Annotated in this window: 1 protein-coding gene; it reads left to right on the forward strand. The window is 50.4% G+C overall.

Annotation, left to right across the window (positions count from 1 at the left end):
- Positions 1-1,059: PPC domain-containing protein (locus tag QEH59_RS18565; RefSeq protein WP_308986881.1), on the forward strand; the 1,059-nt coding region annotated here is incomplete at its 5' end.
- Positions 1,060-1,130 lie beyond the last annotated feature (71 nt).

Here is a 1,130-nt window from a genome sequence, read left to right on the forward strand (position 1 = left end):
GGAACCTATTCGATCGCCATTACCGCAGTTGCAGCCCCCCAAACATTCGCAATTAACATTGGCGATACCATTCAAGATGGCACACCCAGCCCAGGTGCCGGAAACATTGAGTTCCCAGCTTCCTATGACATTTACACCTTTGCCGGCACAGCCGGCGACAGCATTTTCATCGACAGGATCGCTTTTTCAGGAACCACGAATATTGATTATACATTGATCGATCCCTCAGGTAACGAGCTCGACAGTCATGAGCTATATCAAAGTGACCTTGGCAGCATTGAGCTCCCCGAAACAGGGACCTATACACTGCAAGTGGGCAATTCCAGCAGCGATCAAACCGGAACCTATTCGATCGCCATTACCGCAATTCCAGCACCTCAGACATTCGCAATTAACATTGGCGACACCATTCAAGATGGCGCACCCAGCGCAGGCGCCGGTAACATTGAGCTCCCAGCTTCCTATGATATTTACACCTTCGCCGGCACGGCCGGCGACAGCATTTTCATCGACAAGATCGCTTTCTCTGGAACCACGACTATCGATTATACAGTCATCGCTCCCTCTGGTAATGAGCTCGGCAGTCGTGAGCTGTATCAAAGTGACCTTGGCAGCATTGAGCTCCCCGAAACAGGGACCTATACACTGCAAGTGGGCGATTCCAGCAGCGATCAAACCGGCACCTATTCGATCGCCATTACTGCAGTTCCAGCACCTCAGACATTCGCAATTAACATCGGTGATACCATTCAAGATGGAGCTCCCAGCGCAGGTGCCGGTAACATTGAGTTCCCAGCATCCTATGACATCTACACCTTCGCCGGCGCGGCCGGCAGCAGTATCTACATCGAAAATCTTGGCTACTCAGACATCACTAATGTTGTTTACAAACTGATCAGCCCCTCCGGAAATGAACTCGGCAGTCGTCAATTTTATCAAGCAGACCTTGGCAATATTGAACTACCAGAAACAGGAAACTACACCCTGGAAGTCGGCCACCCCGGAAGCGATCAAACCGGCAGCTATTCGATCGCCATTATCGTCCACACAGCGCCCTAATGACAAAGCATGGCTACCATCGCTTTCCTCAAGCCTGCTCCTATTATACCTTTTAACATAAATATTGCGCA

Origin of the sequence: Thalassobacterium sedimentorum, from assembly GCF_031127905.1 — a bacterium.
Taxonomy (GTDB): domain Bacteria; phylum Verrucomicrobiota; class Verrucomicrobiia; order Opitutales; family Coraliomargaritaceae; genus Thalassobacterium; species Thalassobacterium sedimentorum.